Origin of the sequence: Pedobacter jamesrossensis (genome assembly GCF_042650905.1) — a bacterium.
GTDB lineage: Bacteria > Bacteroidota > Bacteroidia > Sphingobacteriales > Sphingobacteriaceae > Pedobacter > Pedobacter jamesrossensis.
Map to the genome: position 1 here is coordinate 1 of NZ_JBHSBY010000122.1, position 24182 is coordinate 24182.

Annotated in this window: 26 protein-coding genes; all 26 read right to left on the reverse strand. The window is 36.7% G+C overall.

Features of this window, described 5'->3' with window-relative positions; translation table 11 throughout:
* Nucleotides 1-143 precede the first annotated feature (143 nt).
* Nucleotides 144-644, reverse strand: coding sequence for an acetyl-CoA carboxylase biotin carboxyl carrier protein subunit (locus tag ACFOUY_RS12825; protein ID WP_378961163.1), 501 nt, complete (start codon nucleotides 642-644; stop codon nucleotides 144-146).
* 2 nt (nucleotides 645-646) lie between these two features.
* Nucleotides 647-1231, reverse strand: coding sequence for a DUF4159 domain-containing protein (locus ACFOUY_RS12830; RefSeq protein WP_378961234.1), 585 nt, complete (start codon nucleotides 1229-1231; stop codon nucleotides 647-649).
* Between the two features lie 116 nt (nucleotides 1232-1347).
* Nucleotides 1348-2052, reverse strand: coding sequence for a 16S rRNA (uracil(1498)-N(3))-methyltransferase (locus ACFOUY_RS12835; protein ID WP_378961165.1), 705 nt, complete (start codon nucleotides 2050-2052; stop codon nucleotides 1348-1350).
* 8 nt (nucleotides 2053-2060) lie between these two features.
* Nucleotides 2061-3416, reverse strand: coding sequence for a hemolysin family protein (locus ACFOUY_RS12840; RefSeq protein WP_378961167.1), 1356 nt, complete (start codon nucleotides 3414-3416; stop codon nucleotides 2061-2063).
* Between the two features lie 71 nt (nucleotides 3417-3487).
* Nucleotides 3488-4039, reverse strand: coding sequence for an inorganic diphosphatase (locus ACFOUY_RS12845; protein ID WP_378961169.1), 552 nt, complete (start codon nucleotides 4037-4039; stop codon nucleotides 3488-3490).
* A gap of 1 nt (nucleotide 4040) precedes the next feature.
* The gene (locus tag ACFOUY_RS12850; RefSeq protein WP_378961171.1) at nucleotides 4041-4697 is read right to left on the reverse strand and encodes a DedA family protein; all 657 of its coding nucleotides are present in this window, start codon (nucleotides 4695-4697) and stop codon (nucleotides 4041-4043) included.
* 47 nt (nucleotides 4698-4744) lie between these two features.
* Nucleotides 4745-6118: an NADH-quinone oxidoreductase subunit N gene (locus ACFOUY_RS12855; protein WP_378961173.1), complete on the reverse strand. Its 1374-nt coding sequence runs from the start codon at nucleotides 6116-6118 to the stop codon at nucleotides 4745-4747.
* 3 nt (nucleotides 6119-6121) lie between these two features.
* Nucleotides 6122-7585, reverse strand: coding sequence for a complex I subunit 4 family protein (locus ACFOUY_RS12860; RefSeq protein WP_378961175.1), 1464 nt, complete (start codon nucleotides 7583-7585; stop codon nucleotides 6122-6124).
* Between the two features lie 20 nt (nucleotides 7586-7605).
* Nucleotides 7606-9501, reverse strand: coding sequence for an NADH-quinone oxidoreductase subunit L (gene nuoL / locus ACFOUY_RS12865; protein WP_378961235.1), 1896 nt, complete (start codon nucleotides 9499-9501; stop codon nucleotides 7606-7608).
* 19 nt (nucleotides 9502-9520) lie between these two features.
* Nucleotides 9521-9850, reverse strand: a complete 330-nt coding sequence (gene nuoK / locus ACFOUY_RS12870) for an NADH-quinone oxidoreductase subunit NuoK (protein WP_010601897.1) — start codon at nucleotides 9848-9850, stop codon at nucleotides 9521-9523.
* A complete protein-coding gene (locus tag ACFOUY_RS12875) occupies nucleotides 9850-10353 on the reverse strand; it encodes an NADH-quinone oxidoreductase subunit J family protein (RefSeq protein ID WP_378961177.1) in 504 nt (167 codons plus the stop codon). Before ACFOUY_RS12875 ends, nuoK begins: the two co-directional genes overlap by 1 nt.
* A 165-nt stretch (nucleotides 10354-10518) precedes the next feature.
* Nucleotides 10519-11022 (reverse strand): NuoI/complex I 23 kDa subunit family protein, encoded by a 504-nt coding sequence (locus ACFOUY_RS12880; RefSeq protein WP_378961179.1) that lies wholly within the window; start codon nucleotides 11020-11022, stop codon nucleotides 10519-10521.
* A gap of 114 nt (nucleotides 11023-11136) precedes the next feature.
* Nucleotides 11137-12174 (reverse strand): NADH-quinone oxidoreductase subunit NuoH, encoded by a 1038-nt coding sequence (nuoH, locus tag ACFOUY_RS12885; RefSeq protein WP_378961181.1) that lies wholly within the window; start codon nucleotides 12172-12174, stop codon nucleotides 11137-11139.
* Nucleotides 12174-13184: a 2Fe-2S iron-sulfur cluster-binding protein gene (locus ACFOUY_RS12890; protein ID WP_378961183.1), complete on the reverse strand. Its 1011-nt coding sequence runs from the start codon at nucleotides 13182-13184 to the stop codon at nucleotides 12174-12176. Before ACFOUY_RS12890 ends, nuoH begins: the two co-directional genes overlap by 1 nt.
* A gap of 146 nt (nucleotides 13185-13330) precedes the next feature.
* A complete protein-coding gene (gene nuoF, locus ACFOUY_RS12895; RefSeq protein ID WP_378961185.1) occupies nucleotides 13331-14701 on the reverse strand; it encodes an NADH-quinone oxidoreductase subunit NuoF in 1371 nt (456 codons plus the stop codon).
* A gap of 76 nt (nucleotides 14702-14777) precedes the next feature.
* Nucleotides 14778-15290, reverse strand: coding sequence for an NADH-quinone oxidoreductase subunit NuoE family protein (locus tag ACFOUY_RS12900; RefSeq protein WP_378961187.1), 513 nt, complete (start codon nucleotides 15288-15290; stop codon nucleotides 14778-14780).
* Nucleotides 15283-16497 carry an NADH-quinone oxidoreductase subunit D gene (locus ACFOUY_RS12905; protein ID WP_378961189.1) on the reverse strand — a complete coding sequence of 405 codons (1215 nt, stop codon included), beginning with the start codon at nucleotides 16495-16497 and terminating at the stop codon, nucleotides 15283-15285. The genes ACFOUY_RS12900 and ACFOUY_RS12905 overlap by 8 nt, the downstream gene beginning before the upstream one ends.
* Nucleotides 16498-16589: 92 nt before the next feature.
* Nucleotides 16590-17090, reverse strand: a complete 501-nt coding sequence (locus ACFOUY_RS12910) for an NADH-quinone oxidoreductase subunit C (RefSeq protein ID WP_378961191.1) — start codon at nucleotides 17088-17090, stop codon at nucleotides 16590-16592.
* Nucleotides 17090-17632 carry an NADH-quinone oxidoreductase subunit B gene (locus tag ACFOUY_RS12915; protein WP_025146324.1) on the reverse strand — a complete coding sequence of 181 codons (543 nt, stop codon included), beginning with the start codon at nucleotides 17630-17632 and terminating at the stop codon, nucleotides 17090-17092. Before ACFOUY_RS12915 ends, ACFOUY_RS12910 begins: the two co-directional genes overlap by 1 nt.
* 215 nt (nucleotides 17633-17847) lie before the next feature.
* Nucleotides 17848-18219 carry an NADH-quinone oxidoreductase subunit A gene (locus ACFOUY_RS12920; RefSeq protein ID WP_029282018.1) on the reverse strand — a complete coding sequence of 124 codons (372 nt, stop codon included), beginning with the start codon at nucleotides 18217-18219 and terminating at the stop codon, nucleotides 17848-17850.
* 83 nt (nucleotides 18220-18302) lie between these two features.
* The gene (locus ACFOUY_RS12925) at nucleotides 18303-20018 is read right to left on the reverse strand and encodes a tetratricopeptide repeat protein (protein ID WP_378961193.1); all 1716 of its coding nucleotides are present in this window, start codon (nucleotides 20016-20018) and stop codon (nucleotides 18303-18305) included.
* 119 nt (nucleotides 20019-20137) lie between these two features.
* Nucleotides 20138-21031, reverse strand: coding sequence for a PstS family phosphate ABC transporter substrate-binding protein (locus tag ACFOUY_RS12930; protein WP_378961195.1), 894 nt, complete (start codon nucleotides 21029-21031; stop codon nucleotides 20138-20140).
* Nucleotides 21032-21260: 229 nt separating this feature from the next.
* Nucleotides 21261-22076: an energy transducer TonB gene (locus ACFOUY_RS12935; protein ID WP_378961197.1), complete on the reverse strand. Its 816-nt coding sequence runs from the start codon at nucleotides 22074-22076 to the stop codon at nucleotides 21261-21263.
* A gap of 18 nt (nucleotides 22077-22094) precedes the next feature.
* Nucleotides 22095-22601 (reverse strand): ExbD/TolR family protein, encoded by a 507-nt coding sequence (locus ACFOUY_RS12940; RefSeq protein WP_378961199.1) that lies wholly within the window; start codon nucleotides 22599-22601, stop codon nucleotides 22095-22097.
* 3 nt (nucleotides 22602-22604) lie between these two features.
* Nucleotides 22605-23222: a biopolymer transporter ExbD gene (locus tag ACFOUY_RS12945; RefSeq protein ID WP_378961201.1), complete on the reverse strand. Its 618-nt coding sequence runs from the start codon at nucleotides 23220-23222 to the stop codon at nucleotides 22605-22607.
* A 78-nt stretch (nucleotides 23223-23300) separates the two neighbouring features.
* Entirely contained in the window at nucleotides 23301-24131 is an 831-nt protein-coding gene (locus ACFOUY_RS12950) for a MotA/TolQ/ExbB proton channel family protein (protein WP_378961203.1), read from the reverse strand.
* Between the last annotated feature and the right edge of the window lie 51 nt (nucleotides 24132-24182).

The window sequence follows — 24182 nt, forward strand, 5'->3', positions numbered from 1 at the left end:
AAGAGTATTATAATATACCTTTAAAATACAAAAAAGGGAGCAGAAAACATAGTTTCTAACTCCCTTTTTTAAACAATTTTATGGGTGGACTTTTTCAGTGCCCTCTGAAAATCGGGCCTCTTTTTGTTCAGATAGTTTTATAGCTACTTAAACTGAATCAATATCTGGTTCTTTTCTACTTTGTCTCCCTGCTTTACCAAAACTTTTTTAACAACGCCATCAGTTGATGATTTTAGAATATTCTCCATCTTCATCGCCTCGAGTACCAATAAATTATCGCCTTTCTTAATTTCTGCACCTTCCTGTACAATTACATTTAAAACCAAACCAGGCATAGGTGCTTTTACCTCAGCAATCTTATTTGTTGCAAGATTATCTAATCCAAGTTGTTTTAATAATCGATCAAACTGATCTTCTACCTGAACTTTATAAGTATTTCCGTTTACCTTAATCAGGCAAGTTTTTTCCGCTTTATTAACTTCGACTAATTCAGTATTGAAAGATTTATTATTGTAGATAACATGATTAGAAATTATTCCTATATCGCAGATATCTATAGAAATTGACTCTCCATTAATTAATAAATCGGAGTCTCTCGGATCTACATCGAAAGGAAATTTATCATTAACTTTTATCTTATACATATTTATTGAGTTAAAGCGTATTGAACTAAATTTGCACCCATTTTTAGCGCCTTCGTGCGAGTTTCCTGAGTATCTTCGGGATATGTACCAAAATCTTCCCAGCCATTGCCTAAATCGCATTCAAACGTATAATAGCAAACAACCCTTCCTTTGTATATCAATGCAAAACCTTGAGGTCGCTTATTGTCATGTTCATGAATTTTTGGCAAACCCGCCGGAAACTTGAACTTTTGATTATATAATTCATGATTGGCAGGCAGTTCGACAAAACTTAATTCAGGAAAAACTTTCTTCATCTGGGGTCTGATAAATTTATCTAAACCATAATTATCATCAATATGCAAAAAGCCGCCACCTGTTAAATATTGCCTAAGGTTTTTAACTTCCTGTTCGCTGAAAACGACATTTCCATGCCCTGTCATGTACACGAAAGGGAAGTTAAATAACTCTTTACTTCCTACTTCTACAATACTCTCCTCAGTATAAAAATTAGTTTTAAGATTGGTATTGCAAAAAGCTATTAAGTTTGGTAAAGCCGTTCTATCAGCGTACCAATCGCCGCCGCCACTATATTTCAATTTGGCCATGCGATAAGTCGGCGGAAAGCTAAAAGAAGAAAGCAAAAGGCCAAAAGCTAAAAGACTAAAGCTTAAAGCTGATACACGAAATTTAAGTAAATTAAAAACTGATAACTTCAAACTGATTAACGATTTAGGTAATTGATTTCAAAACAAACAGATAACGCAGCAGTTTCTGTACGTAATCTGTTATCACCTAAAGTTAATGGTTTAAAGCCTTTATTCAAAGCGTCATTTACTTCACCTGGTGTGAAATCTCCTTCAGGGCCAATCATTATTAAATACCGACCATAAGGTTTAACTAAATCCGAAATATATTTTTTACCATCATTATCGATACAATGAGCAATTAATTTATTTCCTTCGAAAGGTAGTTTTAGGAATGCATCATAAGAAATTGAATCGTTTAATTTAGGATGATAAGCTTTAATTGATTGCTTAACCGCAGAGGTAATTACTTTATTTAGACGGTCTTCTTTTACAACCTTTCGTTCAGATCTATCTGAAATAATTGGCGTAATTTCATCAATGCCTAACTCAGTTGCCTTTTCCAAAAACCACTCTATACGATCGATATTTTTAGTTGGTGCAACTGCAATGTGTAAATAATGATTACGCTTTTGATATTCAGTTTCTACATTAAGAACTTTTAAACTTACTTTTTTAGGGTTATCAGAAGTAATTTCTGCGGTATAAAAACCACCCTTACCGTCAACTAAATATATTAAAGCACCAACTTGCAAACGCAAAACACGAATGCAATGTTTACTTTCTTCTTCGTTAAGGGTGTAAGTTGATTGGGTTATATCTGGCGTGTAAAAAATATGCATAGTTGAAATTAGTGATTATCAACCATATCTCCTTTATTGATAACCAACTCTAATTTAATTGTTTCGATATTTTGTTCTGTCTTTTTTAATATGGTAAACAAATAACCATACGATTCATTGCTCTCGCCAACCTCAGGGATTCTCTCGAAAACGTGGGAAACAAGCCCCCCAATTGTATCGAAATCTTCGTCTTCCGGTAAATCATGAGGTAAATGTTCGTTCACATCATAAACTGTTGCAAATGCATTTACAATGAACTCATTATCAGATATTCTCTCCACTAATGGTTTTTCTTCATCATACTCATCCTGAATTTCGCCAACCAATTCTTCGACAATATCTTCTAGTGTAACCATACCAGCTGTACCACCAAATTCATCCAAAACGATGGCGATTTGAATGCGATTGCTTTGCAATTCGCTCATCAAATCGTTAATCTTTTTAGTCTCTGTGACAAAATATGGTTTACGGATAATATCGTTCAAAGTCCAGTGTTGATTACCAGCAGCAACTAATGGTAAAATATCCTTGGCATGGATTATACCAACTATTTTATCCATAATCTCATCGTAAACTGGTAAACGAGAATAACCTTCTTTTATAATTCTATCTATAACTTCTTCTTTTGGAGAAGTTAATTCAATACCAGAAATCTTGGTTCTGGGCACCATAATATTTTTAACAACACGCTCATTAAAATCGAAAACGTTTTTAATTAACTCATGTTCGTTATTATCTAAAGCACCACTTTCCTTACCTTGATCTAATAAATATTGAAGTTCTTCTGAACTGTGCAAAGATTCATGACCAGCTGAAGTGTCTATACCAAATGGTTTAAGAATAATTGCAGCAAGGCTGTTTAAAGTCCATATAAATGGTCTAAAAACTACGTAAAAAATCTGCAAAGGCACCGACACAAATAAGGTTGTAGCGACAGGTCTTTGTATGGCAAAAGATTTTGGCGCTAACTCACCAAACACAATATGCATAATGGTAATTAGAGAGAATGCAAAAATAGTAGATGCGGTATGGATCGTAGCGTCGCTAAAGCCCCAGTGTAAGCTATCAAAAAGATTTTTAAAGATAGTATGCATAACGCCTTCACCAACCCAACCTAAACCTAGTGATGCAAGCGTTATACCTAATTGTGTTGCGGCTAAATAACCATCCAAATTGTGGATGATGGTTTTAGCCATTTTGCCAACTCGACTTCCTGATTTTGCTTTAATTTCTATTTGAGATGCCCGAACTTTAACAATTGCAAACTCAGCTGCAACAAAAAATCCATTTAATAATACTAAAAATAGGGCAAAAATTAATCGCCACCCAACCGATGAAGTATCAGCTTCCTCTAAGGCAACCATCGCTAAATTTGTTGATGGAAGGATTGCGCTTAATTTAAAATTTAAAAACAAGCAAACCGTGGGTAAATCCATTAAGCTAATTCTCTAAATGTTGTATTATAAAGTTCTATACTTTCTTTAATAACTTTATGCGCATAACGAACACCAAGTAAATGTTCGATAGTTACATTTTTCTCTTCTAATGCTTTATAATCCTGAAAGAAACGAACGATCTCTTTCATTTGATGTGGAGGTAATTCATCCAAATCGTTGATATAGTTAACAGACATATCGTGTGCTGCGACTGCAATAATTTTATCATCTTGCTCGCCATTATCAACCATGTGCATCACACCAACAACTTTTGCTTCGATAAGTGTCATTGGATAAACATCTACCGAGCAAAGCACCAAAATGTCTAACGGATCTTTATCATCGCAATAAGTTTGCGGAATAAAACCATAATTAGCAGGGTACATTACGGATGAAAAAAGAACTCTGTCTAACTTAATTAAACCAGATTCTTTATCTATTTCGTATTTGGCTTTTGAGCCTTTTGGAATTTCAATGATTGCGTTTACAATTTCAGGAACGTTTTTTCCTGGTGATACGCTGTGCCATGCGTGGGTTTCGTCTTTTGCCATTTTAATTTAGATCTTCTTTTTCCTCTTCGGGGCTTTTTACTTTACTTTTTACAAAGGTAATCAATAAAGGGATAGTTGTGATAAGGATAAAGCCAATAATAATATATAGTAAGTAATCGTTAATTTCTTTTTCGAATCGTTTGCCTAAAAAATAGCCAAGTAATGTTAGTGAGCAAATCCAAAGTACACCACCTGTTATGTTGTAAAGGGCGAACTTCTTAAAATCCAATTTTACTACACCAGCAAAAATCGGTGCAAAAGTTCTAACTATAGGTACAAATCTGCCCATAATTAGCGCAAAAGCTCCTTGTTTATTATAATATTCTTCAGCAGCCTTTAAATATCTCTTTTTGAAGAAAAAACTGTCTTTTCTTGTGTACAGTACGGGGCCAGTTTTTCGCCCGAACCAATAACCTGTAAAATTACCAGAAATTGCAGCTATACATAAACCTGCCAAAAGAACAGCAATGTTTACATCAAGCTTACCGGTTGCCACAAACATTCCAGCTAAAAAAAGTAAATAATCGCCTGGAAGAAAAAAGCCAAAGAAAAGACCAGTTTCGGCATAGATAACAAATACAACAAGATAGAAACCGCCCTCCCTCAATAATTTCTCGGGGTCAATCAGGTGATGCAGGTTATTCCAAAAATCGTGCATATTCTATTATTTGTAAAACTACAAATAATTCTCTAACAAGTGCATACCTATATCAGGTTTAAAATAATTGCAGGATAAATACCCAAAATAAGTGTAATTGCTACTGAAATGAGTAAAACAATTTTATACTGAGCTGGTGTAGAAAGTTCGATTTCTGCTCCATCTTTAAACCACATGGCGACTATAACCTTGAAATAATAGTAGAAACCAACTAAAGCGTTTAAAATTGCAAAAGCCACTAAAAGCGTTTGGTACTCGCCCATCACGTTTAGGAACATCAAATACTTACCAATAAAACCAGCCGTTAAAGGAATACCAGCTAGCGATAGCATCGCAATAGTAAGTGATAAAGCCACTAACGGATTCTTCTTACCTAAGCCGTTGAAACTTTCAAAGCTATCGCTACCCGTTTTCTGTTTCACCAATATTAATACGGCAAATGCAATGATTGAGGCAAAAGTATAAGCTGCTGCATAAACCAAAACATTGTTTTCTGAGTTTGCACTCAAAACAACCAGAGAGAACAACAAGTATCCTGCGTGAGAAATACTTGAATAAGCCAGCATACGCTTGAAGTTCTTTTGAAACAAAGCTGTAACGTTACCAATAAATAAGGTTAAACAAACAATAACGATTAATGGCACCACCCAAAAATCGTGAATTGGAGCAAATACATCAGCAAATAATCTTAAGAAGGCCGCAAAACCAGCAGTTTTAACCACTGTACTCATGAAAGTCGTTATCAAAGTAGGCGAACCTTCATACACATCTGGTGTCCAGAAATGGAAAGGTGCAGCCCCAACTTTAAAGCACAAGCCAATCATCATCAGAATCACACCAGGATAAAAAATAGGTGAAATTGATTTGCTGTTATCTACAAGGTAAGCCTGAATTTTATCTAAATCGAATGAACCAGAAGCACCATAAATTAATGTAATACCAAATAATAAGAACCCTGTAGAGAAGGCACCCATTAAGAAATACTTTAACGAGGCCTCGTTCGATGCAAAATCCTTTTTACGGATTCCGGCAAGGATATATAAACTTACCGACATGATTTCCAATCCTACGAACAACATCGCCATGTTTTTATAAGACACCATCATAATCATCCCCGCCAGAGCAAACAGAATTAGGGTATAATATTCGGCAATGTTATCACTCTTCGAGTGGAAATAATTTTGCGTTAACAAGAAAATTAAAAGTGTTCCGATGATACAAACGCCGGAAAATGCCAAAGCGAAGTTATCGGTTTGCATCATGCCGAAGTGAACGGCATTGCCATTCCAAGCAGCAAAAGTAAATCCCAATGCAGTAAGTAAGCCAACAACGGTAAGCGGCAATAATGCTTTATTTGCTTTAAACAAACCTGCATAAAGTACTATAAAAGCTGTTATACTAATGGTTATGATAATATTCATTGCTTATTTTACTGATGTTAATTTTTGATTTACCTGTTCTAATAAATGTTGTACAGATGCCTCTGTTAAGTGCAATAATGGCTTAGGATAAACACCCAAAATAATAATCAAAGCACAAATGATATAAAGTACCAACTTTTCAGTTCCCTGAATATCGGTGAATGTAATCGTTAATTCGTTGGTTTTGCCAAGCATTACGTTTTGATACATACGCAACATGTAAACAGCCCCGAAAATGATGGTTAATCCTGCGATAGCTGCAGCCCAAATGCCGTAATTGTAAACGCCCATCAATAACAAGAACTCGCCAATAAAGCCGTTTGTTCCGGGTAATGCTACGGTTCCTAAAACAATGATCAAGAAAACGATTGCCAACTGTGGCGCTGATTTGGCAATACCACCCAATTCTTCAATTTTATTGGTTTTAGTTCTGGAGAAGATAATATCCAGCACAAAGAATAAACCGACCACATTAATACCATGACTCAACATTTGAACCATCGCTCCTTGCATACCTTGTTGGTTTAATGCAAAAATACCTGCGGAAATTAATCCAACGTGAGCAATTGATGAATAAGCGACTAAGCGTTTCGCATCTTTTTGAGTGAAAGCAATTAGTGATGCATAAACAATACCAATGATAGAAAGTATCATGGCTAAGCAAGACCAATCTTGAACACCAGCCGGAACAATAGGAAGTAACCATCTGATAACGCCATAAATACCCATTTTCAACATAATACCCGATAACAACATGGTTCCTTGTGTAGGTGCTGCTGTATAGGTATCTGGCTGCCAGGTATGGAAAGGAAAAATCGGCATCTTAATCGCGAAAGCAATAAAGAAAGCCCAGAAAATCCATCCTTGTTGTGCGCTATCTAAGCTTAATTTATAAAATTCTGCAATTTCAAAATTGTGAGCCGGATTTTGAAGATACAAATAAATAATCCCCACCAACATGAACAATGAGCCCGCTATCGTGTAAACGAAGAACTTCATGTTAATGCGAATTCTATCTTTTCCTCCCCAAAACGCACAGATAAAGTAGATTGGAATTAACGCTGCCTCCCATCCAATGTAGAATAAGAAAGCATCCATTGCGGTAAACACCAATAATAATCCAGCTTGCATAAATAGAATTAGTGCATAAAAAGCCGATGGATTTTTATAATCGTTTTTATAACTCGATAAAATAATAATCGGAATTAATAGATTTGTTAGCAAAACGACCAACATACTAATACCATCGATACCTGCATGAAAATGAATGCCCAAATCAGCAATCCAAGGTAGATTTACTTCGAACTGTGTACTTGCATTTGGAATGAAGTTACAAGCCATGAACAAAGCCAAACCTAAAGAAACTACTGAAATTACGGTAGAAACTATTTTAGCCGATTTACCTGCAAAAGCTGTTAGAATAGCACCTGCAAGTGGAAGAAATATAAGTAGTAAAAGTTGTTCCATTATTTATTTTTGAACCCTTTTTATATGTATAAAAATGTATATAACAGCAATGCGACGATACCAAATACCATCATAAATATATAGAAACCTACGTTTCCACTTTGTAGTAAACGAATACCTTTACTCGCCTCGTTTGTACTCCAACCTAAGCCGTTTACGATTCCATCGATAAACTTAGTATCAATAATTCTGTAGAAGAATTTCGAAAGTGCATCTAATGGTTTTGTAATGATGAAATCGTAAATCTCATCAAAATAGAATTTGTTGTAAGATAATTTGGCAAGTGCAGAACGTGGCGCCTGATCAGCAACAGGAATATGTGCACCTTTTACATATCTGCTGTAAGCATAAAGCAATGCAACTATAGCTGCAACTACCGAAGTGCCCATTAAAGCATATTCTGTAGAATGGCTTAGGTCTAATTCATGTTGTGCAACGCCTGCCCCAGCCAACCAGTGTGCTAACCATTCGTTTCCACCGAAAACGTGAGGGATATTTATCGCTCCACCAATTGCTGCTAAAATCGCTAAAATCACTAACGGTGTAGTCATTGCTGCTGGCGACTCATGAACATGACTTTCTTCGTGATGGGTTCCTCTATATTTTCCAGAAAAAGTTAAGAACATCATTCTAAACATGTAAAACGCGGTTAAGAATGCGGTTAACACACCAATACCCCAAAGTATGGGACTGTATTGGAAAGCATGTGCTAAAATTTCATCCTTAGAAAAGAAACCCGAGAATGGAGGCAAACCTGCAATGGCAATCGTACCAATCATCATGGTTAAGAAAGTTACCGGAAGTTTCTTTCTCAATCCACCCATGTGGCGCATATCTTGTTCGTGATGCATGGCATGAATAACAGAACCTGCTCCCAAGAATAATAAAGCTTTAAAGAATGCGTGAGTTAATACGTGGAAGAATGAACCTGTATAAGCACCAACGCCTAAGCCTAAAAACATGTAACCCAATTGGGATACGGTTGAATAAGCCAATACTTTTTTAATATCTGTTTGTGTTAAAGCAATAATTGCGGCTACTAAAGCTGTTGCAGCCCCGATAATGGCAATAATGTGCTGCGTTAATGGAGCAAGGTCGAACAATACGCTTGAACGGGCAATCATGTAAATACCAGCGGTTACCATCGTTGCTGCGTGAATTAATGCAGAAACAGGTGTTGGTCCAGCCATCGCATCGGGTAACCAGGTAAATAATGGTAACTGTGCCGATTTACCGCAGGCACCAATAAATAATAAGATGGTAATTAAAACCAAGGTATTATTACCTGGTAACATATTCGCTGCTTGAGGAAATATTTTAGAAAACTCTAAACTTCCGAAAAAGTTGAACATTAAGAATACACCTAACAAAAAGCCCAAATCACCAATACGGTTCATTACAAAAGCTTTTTTAGCTGCTGATGCATAAGCGCTGTTGGTGTACCAGAAACCGATTAGCAGGTATGAGCACAAACCTACACCCTCCCAACCGATAAACATTACGATATAGTTTGAACCTAATACCAATAAGAGCATAAAGAATACAAACAGATTCAGATAAGAGAAAAATTTACCAAACCCTGCATCATCATGCATGTAGCTTGTAGAATATAAATGGATTAAGAAACCAATTCCAGTGATAATCAAAAGCATGATTGAACTTAATGGGTCAACCAAGAAAGATAGTGGAATGTGCAATGTTCCTGCGCTAATCCAATCGAATAAAAATACTTCGTGAGATTTTTGTGTATCGCCTTGTAAGCTAAAGAAAATAACTACGCTGATTAGGAAAGAGGCTAAAATTACGCCACTTCCAATGATGCCAACAAGTCCTTTAGATAAAGAGTTTCTGCCCAGTCCATTAATTACAAACCCTAAAAGAGGTAGCAAAGGAACTAACCAAATCAATTGTTCTATTGTCATTCTTAATATATATTTACCACTTAAGGCGATTTAAAACATTAATATCTATCGATTTCGTATTTCTGTAAACCATTACGATAATCGCCAAACCAACTGCAACTTCTGCAGCCGCGAGCGCCATAATAAAGAATACGAAAACTTGTCCTGATGGGTCGTTGCTATGCACTGAAAAAGCAGTTAAAAGTAAGTTTACCGCGTTTAACATCAGCTCAACCGACATAAAGATTACGATTGCATTTCTGCGGGTTAACACGCCAATTACACCTATCGTGAAAATAATTGCACATAAATAAATGTAGTGATTTAGCGGAACGCCTGCCATTTGTGTAGTTAAATTTTCCATTATGCTTCTACCTCATCTCTTTTAGATAATAAAACGGCTCCAACCATTGCTGCCAATAGTAATAGAGATGATAATTCGAATGGCAATAAAAATGGCCCAAAAAGCTCTTTCCCTAAGTTTTCTACTAAACCTAATCCCTGATTTTTTAAAACTAGCGGGCTGTTAATGCTTGCTGCCTTAAATGAACCAACTAAGGTTACAGCTAAACAACAACCTGCAATTACACCTACAATTTTAATCAATGGCGATTTTGATGGCTCGGTTTCATTATTGAGATTAAGCAGCATCAGTACAAATAGGAATAATACCATGATGGCGCCCATGTAAACAATGAAATTTACAACGGCCAAAAACTGCGCATTCAACAATACGTAATGTACCGTGAAGGTGAAAAAGGTAAGGATTAAGTACAATACACTGTGAATTGGATTTTTTGCAAAAATCACCATCAGCGAAAAGATGATACTTAATGTGGCTACGAAATAGAATACTTGTGTACTCATTAATTTGTTATTTGTTTATGTTCCATGGTTTGTTTCTCCACAAACCATCATTGATATTACGTTTCGTGAAATACGAACCGAGGCTTAAAAGCCATTTTTGTTTAGTCCTTCAACAAGCTCAGGATAACAATTTATTCCATGGTTCGTGTGCTCACGAACCATCTTTTATTTTTTCATCTCCAACGGCGCTTCTACCAATTTGTCTTTCCCGTAAATGAAATCTTTACGCAGATAATCGGCAGGAACAATCGGTCCATCTAAATAAATAGCCTCTTTCGGACAAGCTTCCTCACATAATCCGCAGAAAATACAACGCAACATGTTAATTTCATAAGTTGCAGCATATTTCTCTTCACGATATAAATGCTTCTCTTCATTTTTACGTTCAGCAGCAATCATGGTAATCGCTTCAGCCGGACAAGATAATGCGCATAAACCACAGGCCGTACAACGCTCCTTTCCGTTCTCATCACGTTTAAGCGAGTGCATTCCTCTAAAATTAGCAGAAAATTCGCGTTCTACCTCAGGATATCTTATTGTAGCCTCCTTTTTGAATAAGTGACTAATGGTAATGCCCATACCCTTTGCAATTGCAGGTAGGTACATACGCTCCATAAAGCTCAATGGCTTTTGTTCTAGTACTTTTTTCTTGTTACTTAATGATTCCATAACTCCAAACCCCAAATGAGGCTCTTTAATACCTCTGTAAATCCTATATTTAAACCTAAAAGGTTTTTTAACTCTTGTTTTTCCTCCTTGTTCTCCCCTTTAGGAGCCGAGGGTTTAAAATTTCTCTATAATCGCAATCACAATTCCTGTTATTATAATATTGGCAATAGCCAAAGGTATTAGGCCTTTCCAGCCTAAATTCATCAATTGGTCATAACGGAAACGAGGGATTGTCCAACGTACCCACATAAAGAAAAAGATGAAGAAAACAATTTTAGCGAATAAAACAGCTGTACCAAAAAGTGGTGCCCACGTTGGACCTAGCCAAACGGCCATCGAATCCATTCCTGGATAGTTATATCCTCCAAAATATAAAGTTGCCATTACAGCTGATGATACAAACATATTGATGTATTCAGCAAATAGATAGAAACCCAATTTCATTGATGAATACTCTGTATGGTAACCACCAATTAGCTCCGTTTCACACTCTGGTAAATCGAAAGGGGCACGGTTAGTTTCAGCAAAAGAACAAACCATGAAAATTAAAAATCCCAGCGGTTGATATAACACATTCCAGTGCCAGCCATGTTGCTGGTCAACAATTTCTTTTAGGCTTAAGGTATTGGTCATTAAAAGCAAAGCGATAATAGACAAGCCCATTGCAATTTCATAACTGATATTTTGAGATGCCGCACGAATAGCGCTCAATAAAGAGTACTTGTTATTCGATGCCCAACCACCTATCATCACGCCATAAACACCTAAAGAAACCACTCCGAAAATGTATAAAACACCAACATTAATATCGGCAACTTGTAATGGAACCAATTTACCGCCAATTTCCATTGGGCTACCCCATGGAATAACGGCTGTACCAATACAGGCGCAAAGCAATGCTAAACCGGGGCCGATAATAAATAACCATTTGTTTGATGATGTCGGGATAATTTCCTCTTTCATAAACATTTTAACACCATCGGCTAAAGGCTGCAAAATACCAAAAGGACCTGCTCTATCCGGACCTAAACGGTCTTGCAAATAGGCAGCAACCTTACGTTCTGCATACGTAGAATACATGGCCACGACTAAACTGATACCGAAAATTACAGCTACCAGAATAAATTTTTCTATGATAAAACCTGTATCCATTAGTATTTTACTGTTTTATGTAATTCAATTTCGTTCGCTGCCTGTAATGCCGCATTTGGCTTAATTACCGGGAGTGGTTTTAATGTTTCGTAATGGTTAGATGCAATTACCGAAGTATCATTTATATGTGTTGGGTGTTCAATAGTCCAATCTGAAGTTGCTTTTTTATCAAAACGACAAGTGTTACAGATAAATTCTTCAACTTCACCAAATTGGTCTTTACGAGCCGTAACACGTAGAACATCTTCGCCTTTATACCAAAGAGTTACTTTACCATTGCACTTTTCATGGTCGCAGTTGCGATGCGCATCAACTGGTTTGGTAAACCAAACCCGGTTCTTGAAACGGAAAGTTCTATCAGTTAAAGCACCCACAGGACAAACATCAATCACATTTCCAGAGAAATCATTATCAACTGCCTGTTGAATATAAGTAGAGATTTCTGAGTGGTCGCCACGGTTTAAAATCCCATGAACACGTTTGTTGGTAATCTGGTCTGCAGTAAAAACACAACGGTAACACAGAATACAACGATTCATGTGCAACTGAATTTTATCACCAATATCAATACGATCAAAAGTACGACGTTCGAACTCGTAACGAGTTTTCTGCAAACCGTGCTCATAACCTAAATTTTGTAAATCACACTCGCCAGCCTGGTCGCAAACCGGGCAATCTAAGGGGTGGTTAATTAATAAAATTTCTACCACGCCTGCACGAGCCTCCAAAACTTCCGGCGAAGTAATGTTGAGCACTTCCATGCCATCCATTACAGTTGTACGGCAAGATGCCACCAATTTTGGCATTGGGCGAGGGTCTTTTTCCGAACCTTTTGTTACCTTAACAATACAGGTACGGCATTTACCACCACTGCCTTCTAACTTAGAATAATAGCACATTGCTGGTGGAACAATATCACCTCCAATTTGCCTTGCAGCATTTAGGATAGTGGTTCCGTTATCAACCTCTACTGTTATCCCGTCTATCGTAACCTTAACTTTTTCACTCATGGTTAATGATAATCTTTTTTTTATACTTTATGCCCTCGTTGCGAGGCACGAAGCAGTCTTTATTTTCTCGCCATGGTTAGTGTCTCCACCAACCAATTTATGCTTTTGTTCCGTGAGGACACGAAACGAGGCGGTGACATTACTTTTTAATTTTCATTTTTTACTTCAACAGCTTTTTCTATTGGCACTGCATAATTCGCAATACCATAATTTTGTTGTTGACTCTTAACCGGCTCTTTAATGTGCCATTCAAATTCGTCTCTGAAATGACGAATTGCACTCGCCACCGGCCATGCTGCTGCATCACCTAATGGACAAATGGTATTTCCTTCAATTTTGCGCTGAATATCCCAAAGTAAATCCACATCATCCATCGTACCATGGCCATGCTCAATTTTGTGTAATACTTTTTCCATCCAACCAGTACCTTCACGGCAAGGCGAACATTGTCCGCAACTTTCGTGGTGATAAAAGCGAGAGAAATTCCAGGTATTACGAACGATACACTGGTCTTCATCAAAGGCAATAAAACCACCAGAACCCATCATAGTTCCTGTAGCAAATCCACCTTCAGATAAAGATTCATAACTCATTAAGCGTGGTTCGCCATTGGCGTATTTTAATGTCAAATTAGCTGGCAAAACGGGTACCGATGAACCACCTGCAACCGTTGCTTTCAAACGTTTTCCGTTAGCAATACCACCACAATATTCATCAGAATAGATAAATTCTTCAACTGGTAAGCCTAATTCTATTTCGTAAACACCTGGCTTTACTAAGTTACCCGATGCTGATATTAATTTTGTACCTGTACTTCTACCGATACCAATTTTTGCATATTCTTCGCCACCATCGTTAATAATTGGCACCACTGCAGCAATCGACTCTACGTTATTAACTACCGTTGGGCAACCATATAAACCTGCTATAGCAGGAAATGGCGGTTTAATTCTTGGATTACCTCTTTTACCTTCGAGTGATTCTAATAAAGCAGTTTCCTCGCCACAAATGTAAGCGCCACCGCCCGGCTGAACATATAATTCTAAATCGTAACCTGTTCCTAAAATATTTTTACCCAACCATCCTGCAGCTTTTGCTTCCGCAATTGCTTTTTCCAAGATACGGATTTGAGGCATCATTTCTCCACGAACGTAGATGTATGAAACCTTTGCACCTAAGGCAAAACTCGAAACAATCATACCCTCAATTAAAGCATGAGGGATGTATGTCATCAAGTAACGGTCCTTGAAAGTTCCCGGCTCAGATTCATCAGCGTTACAAACCAAATAGCGTGCAACTCCTTCTGGCTTAGCCAAAAAGCTCCATTTCATCCCGGTAGGGAAACCCGCACCACCACGACCGCGTAAGCCTGATTTCTTAACTTCTTCAACAATCTCTTCAGGTGTTAAAGTTTTAAGAGCTTTTTCCACAGCACGGTACCCGCCTTTTTGGCGATAGACCTCAAGGGTATTGATGCCCGGTACGTTTATATGCTCAAGTAATAATTTGCGACTCATTTATTTATACCCCTAAATCCCCTAAAGGGGATTATTTTCCCCTCGTTTGTAAACTCCCCCTTAAGGGAGCCGGGGGTTATTTATTTTTCAAATCTTCAATCAGTTTATCTACACTTGCCTCAGTAAGGTTTTCGTAGAAAGTATATTCCGGGCTAATTTGTAACACCGGACCAAAACCACAGGCAGCCAAACACTCCACTCCTCTAAAGCTGAATAAACCATCTGCCGTAACTTCGCCTTCTTTAACACCTAACTTATCTTCTAAGTGGCTTAATATTTTCTCTGCGCCAACCAGGCAGCAAGGACCAGTACGGCAAACCTCCAAAGCGTATTTACCTTGTGGTTTTAAGAAGTACATGGTGTAAAAAGTGGCTACCTCGTAAACTTCAATCGGCTGAATATCTAAATATTCAGCAATTTTATCCATCGCTGATGTAGGAACCCAAAGATATTCTGCCTGTACCAAGTGTAACAATGGTAGCAAAGCTGATTTACTTTTATCGGCTGGGTAACGCGTCTTAATTTCATCAAATTTGGCCAGCAATTCTGATGAAAACTCTACAGGTGTTTGTTCTTCTACTTTAAGCATCTAATTCTCCTGCAATAATATTCATACTACTCATGTTTATAATGGCATCGGATAATAACATACCCTCACTCATCGGTGCAAACATTTGGTAATTTATAAAACTTGGTCTGCGAAAGTGTAAACGATAAGGCGTACGGCCACCATCATTAATCAGATAGAAACCTAGCTCACCATTTCCGCCTTCTACAGCGTGATAAACTTCTGCTTTTGGTGCATCAATTTCGCCCATCACAATTTTAAAGTGATAGATTAATGCTTCCATATTATTGTAAACTTCTTGTTTTGGAGGAAGATAAAAATCAGGAACATCAGCATGGAAAATCCCTTTAGGTTCTGTTTTTAATTTCACAACCGCTTGCTCAATAATACGTAAACTCTGCCACATCTCCTCGTTACGCACCAAATATCTGTCGTAAATATCACCACTCGTACCCACCGGAACTTCAAAATCGAAATCCTGATAAGAAGAATATGGATCCGCTACACGAACATCGTAATCTACACCTGCTGCACGAAGTAAAGGACCAGTCCAACTGTATTCTAAAGCAGCTTCTTTTGTTACTTCTGCAACACCAGCAGTTCTATCGATGAAAATACGGTTACGCGTTAAAAGGTTTTCAAATTCCTTTAACGCAACAGGAAACTCTTTTAAAAATTTATTGATTTTAGCAAAGGCAATCTCATTGAAATCTCTTTCGAAACCACCAATACGACCAATATTCGTAGTTAAACGAGCACCACAAACCTCCTCAAAAATTTCGTAAATATGTTCCCGGAACTGGAAAAGGTAAAGGAAAGTTGTTGTTGCTCCAGTATCCTGACCAATAATTGTGTTACAGATAATATGGTCGGCAATACGTGAAAGTTCCATAATGATAACGCGAAGATAATCTACACGTTTTGGCATTTGGATATTCAACAATTTCTCAACCGTCATGTGCCAGCCCATATTGTTAATAGGAGAAGAGCAATAATTTAAACGGTCGGTTAGTGGCGTAATTTGATAAAACGGGCGATGTTCGGCAATCTTTTCGAAAGCACGGTGAATGTACCCAATTGTAGAAACGCCGCTTACAATACGTTCGCCATCTAATTGCAAAACGTTTTGGAAAACACCGTGTGTTGCAGGGTGCGTTGGACCTAAATTTAAGGTTACCAGCTCACTTTGCGGGTCGTTATCTGTAAATACCGGATGGTTATGATTCATAGACCTTAATTCCGAAAACCGGAACTCCTTTCAAATTTGTTAATTATTTACTTATATATTCTATTCCAATTCCCCTTTATGGGCAAGGGGGTTTACCTTCCAAAAAATTCGTCTTTTTTATCTACTCTATTTGGGTCTTCCAATGGATATTGTTTCAACATCGGATGCACACCTAAATCATCCATATTTAAAATACGGCGTAAATCAGGATGTCCTTCAAAATCAACTCCAAAAAAATCATATGTTTCACGCTCCATCCAATTTGCACCTTTCCAAACTGTTGTTGCAGTTGGGATAGTTGGATTTTGTTCAGAAATGAAAACCTTAATTCTGATTCTCACTCGTTCTACCATATTATTTAAATGGTAAACTACTGCGATACCATGATCTTGACCAGGGTAGTGAACAGCGGTAATATCAGTTAAGAAATTAAATTTTAATTCTTCTTTTAAATGTGAAAGCACATTTACGATAACATCCTTGTAGGTTACAAAAGTTAACAAACCATAAGGTTCAGAAACAGCCGTAACTTTATCACCAAACTTTTCTACAAGTTTAGCATGTATGTCGTTATTTAGCGTTGTTTCTTCCATTATTTGATACCATATTGCCCTAAAAGTTCTTTGTAATAATCAGAGTTTCTTCTTCTACCAGATTCGTTTCTAACCAAATCTTGAATGCGCTGGAAACCATCTAAAATAGCTTCTGGTCTTGGTGGGCAACCCGGAACATAAACATCAACCGGAATAACCTCATCAATACCCTGCAAAACAGAATATGTATCGAAAATACCTCCGCTACTTGCACAAGCACCAACAGCCATAACCCAACGCGGCTCTGCCATTTGGATATAAACTTGTTTTAATACAGGAGCCATCTTCTTTGCGATAGTTCCCATTACCATTAAAACATCTGCCTGGCGTGGAGAAAAACTCAAACGTTCTGCACCGAAACGACCTAAATCGTAGTGAGAACCCATGGTTGCCATAAATTCGATTCCACAACAAGATGTTGCGAATGGCAATGGCCATAATGAATTTGAACGAGCCAAACCAATCACTTTATCTAAAGAGGTGGCAAAATAACCAGGTCCTTCGGTTCCTGGAGGCGCATCAACTATATTAATTTCACTCATGTTTTCAAACAAAAAATGCTCACCCCTTTGCAGAATGAGCAACAAATTTACAATATTTTAAAGGCAATCAAACTAGATTAACTCGATTTAGAACCTTTCTAAATAAATGAAATCGCTATAAGTAAGTGTAATTGATACACGGTTCGTTTTCAGTTCACAGTTATCTGTTTTCAGTTCGTATTTTTTAAAATAAAAATTGCCAACTGCCGTCTGAATTAGTTCCAGTCTAGCACCTTTTTCTTAATTACGTAGATAAAACCTAACAGAAGTGTTCCCATAAAAATGAACATTTCGATCATACCATCCATTCTTAATGCCCTAAAGTTTACCGCCCATGGATACATAAAGATAACCTCAATATCAAACAATACAAAAAGGATCGCAACAACGAAATATTTAATAGAAAATGGTTGACGGGCATTACCTACTGATTTAACTCCAGCCTCGAAAACTTCTAACTTATCACTTGTTTTACGTTTTGGACCTAAAAAGTGCGTTGCAACCAAAGTGGTTACTACAAAACCTAAAGCAACGATTACTTGAAATATAATTGGTAAAAAATCTATAGAGGTACTTTGCGCTTGCATAATCTTTATTTTCTGATGCAAAAGTAAAACAAAAAGGCAGAGTAACCAAACTCTGCCTTTTCTAAATTATTTAACTGTTGTAATTATTTACCTTTTCCTTTTGGAGCTGGTGCAGCTAATTCTTTTAATTTCGCTGCAGCAAATGTTCCTGTTGGATAAACAGCTACACTTTTGTCGAAATATTCTTTCGCTTTTGCTTTATCGCTATTGAAATAGAAGCCTCCTAAATTATCATATGCTTCTGATAATTTCCTAGCATTAGGTGTAACCAATTCTGGTTTCTCTGTTACTTTTTGAATAAAAGTTTCAAAAAATGGTAACGCTAATCCTTTTGGTGCTTTATCATCATCTAACAAGCTATTAACTCTAGCTCTATACAAATATGCATCTGTAGTTTCCGGAGATAATTGGGCAACCTTAGCAATAGAAGAATCTGCTTTAACTAACAAATCCTTTGATGGATTTTTCTTAGCAGAATACTGACTGGCGTATTCAAAATAATATGCTAACCCATTATAAAAATAGCTATATAAAACACCTTTACCATTCGGGCTAGCTGCAATTACTTTATCATAAATAGCAGCTGATTTTGCATATTTTTTAGCATCAAAGAAAGTTTTAGCTACTTCTGCCAACGCATCAGTATTCGTAGAATCCTTAGCAACAGCTTTACTAATATTAATTAAGGCTAAACTATCCTGTCCTGCTTTTAATTGCGCCTTACCTAAATAAAGGTAATCAAACCCAAGAATTTTTGTAGTATCTTTTTGTTTTGCAAAGTATTCAGTCATGTTAGTCAATGCCTGAGGATAGTTTTTATTCTCATAAGCTGACCAACCTTTTAATCTGGAAACAATAATTCCTTTTGGATCATTTGCAGGAACCTGAATTGATGATGCAACCTGCTCTAAAGCTTTATAATCCTTTGCATAGAATAAGAATTGCATGTAACGCAATTGAGATTCTAAAGATTTATCTGTTAAATCAAGATACTTTTTATACAACTCAGTAGCTTTTGCTGCTTTTTCCTTATCCGTTCCAAAGCTACTCCACTGTAAGTAAAGCTCTCCCAATTCGCGGTAAGCTGGCCCATAATTAGCATCAGCTGCAATTACTTCCTGTAGTTCTTTTTCTCCTTCTGGAAAAGCACGAGATTCCTTATACATTTTACCTACCTGAGTTTTAGCTCTTCTGTTTGTAGGATCGATATCTCCAACACGGAAATAAGGTGTAATTGCCTCAGAATTTTTCTTTTGCAGTGCGTAAGCATCACCTAAACCGATAAAAACTTCTGCATCCTTGTCTTTAGCATCAAGTTCATCTGCCTTAGTTAAATTAGCTAAAGCACTTGCAAAATCAGGTTTGGATACATCTTCGCTAGGTTTATCCTGAGCTAAATATGCTTTACCAATTGCTAAGTAAGTTTTATAATCTTTTGGTGCAGCTGCAACAGCTTTATCAAAATTTGTTTTAGCAGATGTTGGGTTGTTTGATAATAAATCTGCTTCTCCTAAACCAGCATAATTAGATGCATTTTTAGCATCAGCCGCTACACCTTTATTAAATACCGCTCTCGCTGAATCGATATATCCGGTTTTTAAATAAACTAAGCCTAAATTGTAATAATTATCACCATTAGACGCCTGAGAGTTTACTAAAGATTTAAGCATTGATGATGCTTTCTGATATTGTTCAGCATCAATGGCTTTTTTCGCGTCATTTAAATTTTGAGCAAAAACTGCAGAACCCATCAACACCAAACCTACATTTAAGGTTATTGCTTTCTTTAAAATTTTCATAGTTCTTTAATCTGTTTTTTAATGGTTATAAAATTTACATAATCTTATGTAAGCTTCATCTGATTGTTACTTTCTTTTAATTTTTTGATTGTCTTACACAATCGTGGTTCAATTTATAATTATTCTTTAAAATTTATTGTCCTTGGCATTAATTTATGCGGCGCCAGTTCAGACTTAAGTACAATAAGTTGACCTCGCTGGCTTCTTAACCATACTGCAAATCCTGTGCCTAAACCATCTCTTCCTTCACAATCAATTATATTAATGTTCCTTAAGAAAGGATAAACACCGTTTATAAGGTTATCTTGTGTTGGTTTATAAAACTTATCGTCGCCTGGCTTCCCTTTAAAATTCTTTAAACCTAACGTCTTAATTTTGTCTTTAACTTTAAGGAACTCTCGATTTTTCTCTGAAAGCCAATTTACGCCTAAAATACCAATAAAATTTTTATCTTCTGCAACAAGCCTGATAACCTCGTTGGCGGTGTTTTTAGCATAAACGTTTTTAGCAGGAAATTGACTGATATTTGCCAACTGTTTCAGGTATTTAAAAGTACTCGAATAAGCATTATCAAACATTAATTGTTTGCCAGATGCTTTTCCTTGAAGTATATCAACAATATCCTTAACGTTAATTACGCTGTCGATATTACTTTGATTAGTAATTAAAGCAATTCCATCAACAGCAAAACGCGAAGTATTAATTCTGATGTTACGTTGAGTATAATATTTTTCTTCTTGTTTTGTTAGCATTCTTGGTAAAACAATAACCCTTACGCTATCATTTAAAAATGCGGGAATTATTTTTTCTTCAGGTTTAAACGTTGTTAAAAACGTAGCCTGCGGGTAATCAATTTTAAAAATATCAATTTCTTGTTGCACCAGCGGAGCTACAGTTTCATCAACCAAAATCTTCATCGTACCGCTTGTACGGGTTTCTTTAATTTCTTCTACCTTTTTACGTTTACAAGAAAAAAGGGACAATAAAATTAATAATGTAAGGGTGTTTCTCATCTAAAATTAATCGCGCCTCCCAAGGCTAAGTAATCTAACAAAAGCATAAATAATTAGAAATATACCGATGGCAATTTTGTACGGCTGCCCAATATTTAATGGCAAATTTTTCCAAAAGATACATGCAAAGCCTATACAGCAGTAAAACACAAACATGACAAGGCCTAAAATGAGCAAAAACCGCTGTTTAGGCGATTTTTGCTTGAAAATATCAAAATTTAACATTCTGTTATTGAAGAGTAAAGTTTACCTGAATGTTGTATTTAACCCTTACAGGTTTACCATTCTGGATACCAGGAACCCAACGCGGACTTGCTTTAAGTACACGTACAGCTTCCTCGTTAGTACCACTACCCGGACCACGAATAACTGAAATATCAGTAAGTTCTCCATTTCTTTCTACTACGAAAGATAAGAATACTTTACCCTGAACATTGTTTTCCTGTGCCATTGGAGGGTATTTAATCGCTTTACCTAAATATTCGTAAAACTTTTTCATACCACCTGGGAAATCTGGTACCTTTTCAATACTAACAAAGTCATAAACTTTATTATCATCTACTGCAACTGCTGCTTCTTGTTTAGGTCCTTCGCCAACTGGCTCAGCAATTCTAATTTCAGCAGTAGGATCACCTTTAATATCTTTTTGTCCTGGATCTGCCTCTTTCAATTTTTCAACTGTAGGTGGTTCCTCATTCACTTCGATATCCGGTTTTACAATCGGAGGTGGCATTTTTACCTGATCCACTTTTGGTGGTGGTGGCTCTACCGGTGGTGGTGGTGGAGTATCTGGGTTAACCGGTGGAGGTGGAGCTAAAACCACTTCCTGTGCTTTTAACTGCTCATCTTCCGGAATTGCCCCTTTAATTAAGCTGTAGATTTTTGGAGCGAAAAACATCACCAAGAATACAACCGAACCCCACAACAGGGCTTTTGCTGTATTACCAGCGCTACCTTTTCTTAATTGGTAAGCACCGTAAGCTTTGTTTTTATCAGCAAAAACGACTTCCAGCCATTCTTTTCTAAATATATCTAACTTTGACATAATTCCTGATTTTATTAATTATAAAATACCTTGCTCTTTCATGAAACCCTTCTCACTATCCAAGATATTATCATCATCAATCTGACGAGATTTTACCTTTAGAATTTCCAGCTCATCCATCATATCAACAAAGTTTTTAAATGTAGAACCTGAAGTAGGTTTTACTAAAACTGTAAACTCTCCGGCAACGCCTGATGCATTAGCTTTTGTTCTGTTTTCGTTGATTGATTTTTCAATTTGAGAAAAAGATTCAATTGTAGGAGCACTTTTACCAGCTTCTCCCATGTACCATGCTACTTTATCGTTTTTACCCAATAAAACAGTCATTGTTTTAGTTGCCTTAAGCGCCAACCTGTTCTCTGGCAAATTATCTTCTTTATCTGGCTTTGTAATATCCATTGCTTGTGGCGTAGATATTGATGTAGTCAAGATAAAGAATGTAACCAAAAGAAACATCAAATCCACCATTGGGGTCATATCGATCCTTGGTGTGGCTTTCTTCCCGCCTGTGTTTAATTCTGCCATTTCTTAATTATTCTTTTTAGCTTCTGCGTTTGTAACTAACAAAAACTTGTTGACCTTTTGTTTCTGCAAGATATCAATAACTTTTTTCACCGTAGGATATTCCTCTTTCGAATCTCCTTTAATACTGATTCTCATATCAACATTGTTCATCTCTTTAGTTGCTTTACGGGCATTTAAAACCCAAGCATTTAATTGATTATCGGTCGAATCGGTAGGAATACCAGTTTGTACGCCTGGCTTCATACGCTCATCACCTGCCATTGCGATAAACTGTTTTAAGTTTGCCACAGGAACGCCGAATGATGAAATTGCAGAAAATCTTTTAATCTCATCTGGTGTGAAAGTAACTTTATACTGTTCACCCATTAATTCCAAAGTTCTCGCCCTTACTTTATTTCCTGCTACTTCAAAGAAAACCTTTTTTTGGCCAATTGTTAAAATGGCGTTATTTTCTGCCGGCACTTTAAATTCATACGTTGATGAAGGAGTAGATACCGCCAGAGGTTCTGGTTGCCTTGCTGTAGCAGTTAAAATGAAGAAGGTAAGTAACAGCGCAGCAACATCGCACATAGCGGTCATGTCTGTTACAGTACTTGTTCTTTTAACTTTAATTCTAGGCATAATATTTTTACTAGTTTTTAATAATGATGATCTTTTTTCCGGTTTTCCATAAAGCCGGTAAAAATTATTTCAAAATTCTTATTTATGTGAACTAGCGTATGTTTGAACGATGCTAAATCCTGCTTCGTCAATTGCATAAGTTAATTTATCAATTTTAGAAGTTAAGATGTTGTACATGATAATTGCTAAAGTTGATACAGCGATACCAGTCATTGTGTTAATTAACGCCTCAGAGATACCTACTGCTAATGCTGATTGATCTGGAGCACCAGAGTTAGCTAAACCTGCGAACGCACGAATCATACCTGTTACTGTACCTAGTAAACCGATTAATGTACCGATTGACACCAAAGTAGCAATGATTGTTAAGTTTTGCTCTAACATTGGCATTTCTAAAGCTGTAGCTTCTTCAACTTCTTTTTGGATAGCAACGATTGATTGCTCAACATCCATGTTAGTATCTGCTTCAACCTCACTATATTTTTTTAAACCAGATTTAATTACAGCCGCAACTGAACCTTCTTGTTTATCGCATTCTGCTTTAGCAGCTTCGATGTTACCAGAGTTTAATAATCCTTTTACTTTAATGATAAAAGTATCTAAGCTGGTTTTACCACTTGCTTTACCGATAACGATTAAACGTTCGATAGAGAAAACGATTACAGTTAATAATAAACCGATTAGAACGGCTACGATTGGACCACCTTTGTAAGCTGTACCTGGATAGTTGTTAGGTAATGGTAAATTGTTGTTGTCTCCCCCGATAAAGTTACTAGAAGCTCCTAATACGAAATTCCAGATAACAAATCCAATAACGATACAAATCGGAATTACAAGTGTTGCAAATACATTTGAAGCGCTTGATGAGCTTTCTTTTTTAACAGTTGTTGGTTTTGGTGCGTTTGCCATTTTTTTTTAATTTTTAGTTTTAGTTCTTGTTTTTAATTTTTTAGCTATTTT

Coding starts and splice junctions, on each gene's coding strand:
- ACFOUY_RS12935 (WP_378961197.1), bottom strand. CDS start 22,076: ATGTCAAAGTTAGATATATTTAGAAAAGAATGGCTGGAAGTCGTTTTT.
- ACFOUY_RS12830 (WP_378961234.1), bottom strand. CDS start 1,231: ATGGCCAAATTGAAATATAGTGGCGGCGGCGATTGGTACGCTGATAGA.
- nuoF (WP_378961185.1), bottom strand. CDS start 14,701: ATGAGTCGCAAATTATTACTTGAGCATATAAACGTACCGGGCATCAAT.
- nuoK (WP_010601897.1), bottom strand. CDS start 9,850: ATGGAAAATTTAACTACACAAATGGCAGGCGTTCCGCTAAATCACTAC.
- ACFOUY_RS12905 (WP_378961189.1), bottom strand. CDS start 16,497: ATGAATCATAACCATCCGGTATTTACAGATAACGACCCGCAAAGTGAG.
- nuoH (WP_378961181.1), bottom strand. CDS start 12,174: ATGGATACAGGTTTTATCATAGAAAAATTTATTCTGGTAGCTGTAATT.
- ACFOUY_RS12945 (WP_378961201.1), bottom strand. CDS start 23,222: ATGCCTAGAATTAAAGTTAAAAGAACAAGTACTGTAACAGACATGACC.
- ACFOUY_RS12860 (WP_378961175.1), bottom strand. CDS start 7,585: ATGGAACAACTTTTACTACTTATATTTCTTCCACTTGCAGGTGCTATT.
- ACFOUY_RS12950 (WP_378961203.1), bottom strand. CDS start 24,131: ATGGCAAACGCACCAAAACCAACAACTGTTAAAAAAGAAAGCTCATCA.
- ACFOUY_RS12875 (WP_378961177.1), bottom strand. CDS start 10,353: ATGAGTACACAAGTATTCTATTTCGTAGCCACATTAAGTATCATCTTT.
- ACFOUY_RS12850 (WP_378961171.1), bottom strand. CDS start 4,697: ATGCACGATTTTTGGAATAACCTGCATCACCTGATTGACCCCGAGAAA.
- ACFOUY_RS12845 (WP_378961169.1), bottom strand. CDS start 4,039: ATGGCAAAAGACGAAACCCACGCATGGCACAGCGTATCACCAGGAAAA.
- ACFOUY_RS12915 (WP_025146324.1), bottom strand. CDS start 17,632: ATGAGTGAAATTAATATAGTTGATGCGCCTCCAGGAACCGAAGGACCT.
- ACFOUY_RS12910 (WP_378961191.1), bottom strand. CDS start 17,090: ATGGAAGAAACAACGCTAAATAACGACATACATGCTAAACTTGTAGAA.
- ACFOUY_RS12880 (WP_378961179.1), bottom strand. CDS start 11,022: ATGGAATCATTAAGTAACAAGAAAAAAGTACTAGAACAAAAGCCATTG.
- ACFOUY_RS12890 (WP_378961183.1), bottom strand. CDS start 13,184: ATGAGTGAAAAAGTTAAGGTTACGATAGACGGGATAACAGTAGAGGTT.
- ACFOUY_RS12940 (WP_378961199.1), bottom strand. CDS start 22,601: ATGGCAGAATTAAACACAGGCGGGAAGAAAGCCACACCAAGGATCGAT.
- ACFOUY_RS12825 (WP_378961163.1), bottom strand. CDS start 644: ATGTATAAGATAAAAGTTAATGATAAATTTCCTTTCGATGTAGATCCG.
- ACFOUY_RS12920 (WP_029282018.1), bottom strand. CDS start 18,219: ATGCAAGCGCAAAGTACCTCTATAGATTTTTTACCAATTATATTTCAA.
- ACFOUY_RS12840 (WP_378961167.1), bottom strand. CDS start 3,416: ATGGTTGCCTTAGAGGAAGCTGATACTTCATCGGTTGGGTGGCGATTA.
- ACFOUY_RS12925 (WP_378961193.1), bottom strand. CDS start 20,018: ATGAAAATTTTAAAGAAAGCAATAACCTTAAATGTAGGTTTGGTGTTG.
- ACFOUY_RS12835 (WP_378961165.1), bottom strand. CDS start 2,052: ATGCATATTTTTTACACGCCAGATATAACCCAATCAACTTACACCCTT.
- ACFOUY_RS12900 (WP_378961187.1), bottom strand. CDS start 15,290: ATGCTTAAAGTAGAAGAACAAACACCTGTAGAGTTTTCATCAGAATTG.
- ACFOUY_RS12855 (WP_378961173.1), bottom strand. CDS start 6,118: ATGAATATTATCATAACCATTAGTATAACAGCTTTTATAGTACTTTAT.
- ACFOUY_RS12930 (WP_378961195.1), bottom strand. CDS start 21,031: ATGAGAAACACCCTTACATTATTAATTTTATTGTCCCTTTTTTCTTGT.